A 4,403-nucleotide genomic window follows, 5' to 3' on the forward strand; every position below is an offset into this window, starting at 1 on the left:
AGTCGGACTCTTGCCAGCGGCAGCAATGACAAGAGCGTCCGTTTGTGGGATCTCAGTGACCCGGGCCAACAGCGCTTGGTGGATCCGCCTCTCGCCGGTGACACCGATGTCGTGACCGCGGTGGCGTTCTCCCGGGACGGCCGGACTCTTGCCAGCGGTAGCAATGACAGCAGTGTGCTCCTATGGGATCTCACCAGCCCGAGCCAACCACCCCACCCCGTCGGCCTATCTCCTAGCAGCCTGACCAGCGCGTCTCCTGGCGACCTGACCAGCGCGGTGACGTCGGTGGCGTTCTCCCGGGACGGTCGGACTCTTGCCAGCGGTAGCAATGACAGCAGTGTGCTCCTGTGGGATCCCACCAGGCCGAGCCAACCATCCCGGCCCGTCGGCCCACCTGCCACTGGCGGCACCAGTGCGGTGACGGCTGTGGCGTTTTCGCCTGACGACCATACGTTCGCCACCGGAAGTAACGACGACAACAATTCCGTCCGTCTGTGGGATCTCACCAGGCCGAGCCAACCATCCCGGCCCGTCGGCTCGCCGTTTACTGATCCCATCGCTGGCCGTATCGGCGCGGTGACGTCGGTAGCGTTTTCGCCCGATGGCCATACCCTCGCCGCCGGCACCAACGACAACGGTGTCCGCCTGTGGGATCTCACCACGCCGGCAGGTGTTCAGTCCATCGGCATTTCTCTCACCGGCCATACCGGCACTGTGACGTCGGTGGCGTTTTCGCCCGACGGCCGTACCCTCGCCAGCGGAAGTTACGACAGTACCGTCCGCCTGTGGGATGTCAGCAGCCCGGGTCAGCCCCGCCCCGTCGGTTCGCCTCTCACCGGCCATACCGGTGCGGTGACGTCGGTGGCGTTTTCGCCCGACGGCCGTATCCTCGCCAGCGGAAGCTACGACGGCACCGTGCGCCTGTGGGATGTCAGCAGCCCGGACCGGCCTCGCCCCATCGGTCCGCCTCTCACCGGTCACACCGACATCGTGACGTCGGTGGCGTTCTCGTCCGACGGCCACATCCTTGCCAGTGGCAGCAATGACAAGACCGTTCGCCTGTGGGATCTCACGACCCCGACCGGTCCCCAGCCCCTCGGGATCCCGCTCAGGGGCCACGCCGGCACCGTGACGTCGGTGGCGTTCTCACCGGACGGCCACACCCTTGCCACCGGGAGCTATGATCGCACCATTCAAATCTGGGATGTCTCCGTCTTCGACACGCTGCGCACGAACGCGCTGCCGTGGGCATGCGCGTTTGCTGGAACCTCACTCGACCAGGAGACCTGGACTTTGTACACACATGATCTGCCCTATGCGGACACCTGCACCAGCTGAAGATCCGCATGGAAGGCAACCGTACATTTCGGTTAAAATGGACAACTTCGCCACAGGCGCCTAGAATCACGGGGTCCGGATCATACGGTGAGCCGATGGGTACCGACCAGGTTTCCGACGGCTTTATGACCGGGATGCGGGTGGGGCCTGTGCGGTCGGGTAATCTCCGCACGTGATCGGGGTCGGCGAGAGGGGATCGGGTGCTCGCGCCGCTTGCTGCTGACGATCCGCGTTCGGTCGGGCCGTACCGCCTGCACGGCCGTCTCGGTGAAGGCGGCATGGGCGTCGTCTACCAGGGCTTCGCCCCGGACGACACGCCGGTGGCAATCAAGTTCCCGCACCGTAACGTCGCCGCGGATCCTGAGTTCCGCGCGCGTTTTCGGCAGGAGGTCACGGCCGCCCGGCGGGTTCGTGGCACCTTCGTGGCCGAAGTGCTCGACGCGGATGTCGACGCCCCTCGTCCGTGGATGGCGACCGCATACGTGGACGGGGTGAGCCTGGCCGACGCCGTGCGCCGACGTGGCCGCCTGGACGGCAACGCGCTGATGAGCCTCGCCGTCGGGCTGGCCGAGGCCCTGGTCGTCATCCATGACGCCGGCGTGGTGCACCGCGACCTCAAACCCGGGAACATCATCATGGCATGGGACGGGCCGAAGGTCATCGACTTCGGTATCGCCCGGTTGTCCGACGCCACAGTGAACACGAAAACCGGCTTCAGCATCGGAACCATCGCGTGGATGGCACCCGAGCAGCTTTCCGGCGAGCGTGCCGGACCCGCCGCCGACATCTTCGCCTGGGCGACCTGCGTCGCGTACGCCGCGACCGGCCGGCATCCCTTTGCCGCTGAGACCCCGACCGCTTCGATGGCCAGGGTCCTCGGCGGTCCTCCCGATCTTGCTGGCATGCCGGTAGCGGTCGCCTCGGTGATCTCCAGGGCGCTGGCCAAGGCACCCGCCGAGCGCCCCACCGCGGCCGATGTGGTGACGGGTCTCACCGGCCACCACATCCACGGCATAACCGAATCCGAGCAGATCGCCACCCGTCTCGTCCGTGGTGGCGATGCCCCACCGCCGGCAAACCCGTACGGGCCGCCGCAGCCCTCCGCCACCCGCCGGGAAGCTCCGTGGTCGGGCTGGCAGACCCCACCGCCACCAGGGGCGGGGGGCTACGCCGGACCCCCGAATACCGGATTTCCGTCCGCACCATCCCCATCGGACTGGCAGCGGCCCGCCCAGGAGGAGCTGCGGACACCGCAGCCGCCTTTGCCAACCGCATCCCGGGCTGCGCCGCCGGCCGCGCCTGACGTGCGCGGCATGCTCGACCCCCCGGGCCCACCTCAACAGGGCTGGTTCGGCCGCTCCGTGCCGATGGCGACGCCGGTTCTGGGCGTCCTGCTGGTGGCAGCTGTCCTGACGCTGATTCCCTCCGCGCTGCGGACGCCCGGACTCTACCGGAACCGTGATGTATGGGATGTTTTCGGCGAATTCGGGATAGCGTTCCTGGCATTGCCGGTGGCGCTCATCGCTTTGGTGGCCGCAAACCGGTGGGGTAGTGGGCGTGACTTCGCGAGCGGCTGCGTCGTCGGCCTGTCTGTGATGTCGCTGGCGGAACTCGGTTGGACCCGCGAGATCATTCATGAGCCACGTCGTGCAGGCTGGTGGATGATCATGATAGGGGCTGCGGTTTCCATGACCGTCGTTCTCGCTTGGCGAGGCTGGACGGCTGGCTGGAGCTCCGGACGCTGGACGGCCTTTGCCACGTTGGCGGTCGGGCTGGGCGTCGTCCTGTTCATCCCAGCCAATCCCCTCTGGAAGGCCTACGTCCTTTCCGACCAGCGGAGCCTGATCGGAACGCTCGTCATCGGAGGGATGCTGCTTCTTGCCAGTCTGCTGGCGCCGTCCGGAGGCGCGACATTTCTCATCGCGGCGGTGGCGGCCGGTGTCTGCGCACTCGAGATGTTCCAGCCGAGACTCATGATCTATGTGGTGGACAGCTTCGCCGTGGTGATCGGGCTGGTGGCACTCGGCCTGCTCTGTGATCGCCGGTCGGACCGTTTCTTCCTGTTCGCAGCGAGGGCCACCGTTGCGGTGGCGCTGCTGCGGCTCAAGGCGCCGTCGTTCATGATCCCAATTTCGCCGCGTCTTCTCGCGCCCCTTGGCGGAACCAACCTGAACCTGCCCGATGTTCATCTCGCCGCGTTCGCGGCGATCGCGGTACTTGCGCTGTTCGGCGCCCGTGCCCGCGGCCCGATGCTGCCGATGCCGGGGCCGTGGCAACCGCCGCCTTCCGCGCTCCCGCCGTACCGGGTCAACGGGCCGTACGGCTGATCCTCTACGGCCCGCGGACCCCGGGGCCCGGCTATCGGTAGCGCCCCGGTTATCGGCGGCGCAATCCCGACAGCAGTTCCCGTACCAGCGCCTCTGTCTCGGCCTGAGCCTTCAGACCGCTTCGCGGTGGCGCGATCACTCGGTACGTCTCACCGATCACGGCTTCCAGCGCCTTGCGGTCGCGCCGGGCGGCAACCGTACGCAACAGGTCTCGCCACAGGACCTCGGCCGTCGGTACGGCGCGCAGGCCGGTCCGGCATGCCGCAACGGCGGTCACGGTATCGCCATAGCCGAGCGTGAGTTGGGCAAGCCGGTGGGCAACATCCACAACTGTGGTCGCTATGGACGTTCTGATCGGGCTCGAGGCCAGCCAGTCGTAGCGGTGATCGGGTAGGTTCGTCCACAGCGGCCCGGTGACCAGTCGTAACGCGGTGATGAGGTCCTCTTCGGCATCGGTGTTGGCATCGGTGTTGACATCCGGCCACCCGGACCGGTGGGTGTAGGCGATGAACAGGTCCCAGTCACACCGGACATCGTCCGCGAGCCGCCAGCATCCGTCGTCGCTGATGGTGATGCGCGGACCACCGCCGCTGGCTGGCCCGAGCCAGGCGCGGGCGTCGTCGAGTGCCGCCGCCGCCACCTCGCCGGACGCTCCGTGTGGCCAGATCGCCGTATTGAGGTCGCTGGTGGGTATCCCGTTGCGATGCAGGGCGAGATAGACCACCAATTCGGTCAACA

General features: G+C 67.3%; 3 protein-coding genes. 2 read left to right on the forward strand and 1 reads right to left on the reverse strand.

The window, feature by feature from the left end; translation table 11 throughout:
* The coding region (locus tag U9980_RS17400; RefSeq protein ID WP_322768884.1) for a WD40 repeat domain-containing protein at positions 1-1,338 on the forward strand (1,338 nt) is incomplete at its 5' end.
* Positions 1,339-1,538: 200 nt separating this feature from the next.
* Positions 1,539-3,665, forward strand: coding sequence for a serine/threonine-protein kinase (locus U9980_RS17405; protein ID WP_322768885.1), 2,127 nt, complete (start codon positions 1,539-1,541; stop codon positions 3,663-3,665).
* 49 nt (positions 3,666-3,714) lie between these two features.
* On the opposite strand, the gene U9980_RS17410 is transcribed toward U9980_RS17405, so the two are convergent.
* Positions 3,715-4,403, reverse strand: a 689-nt coding sequence (locus U9980_RS17410; protein ID WP_322768886.1) for a bacterial transcriptional activator domain-containing protein, incomplete at its 5' end; no start/stop codon positions are given.

The organism is Protofrankia sp. Cr1 (assembly GCF_963555865.1).
Taxonomy (GTDB): Bacteria; Actinomycetota; Actinomycetes; order Frankiales; family Frankiaceae; genus Protofrankia.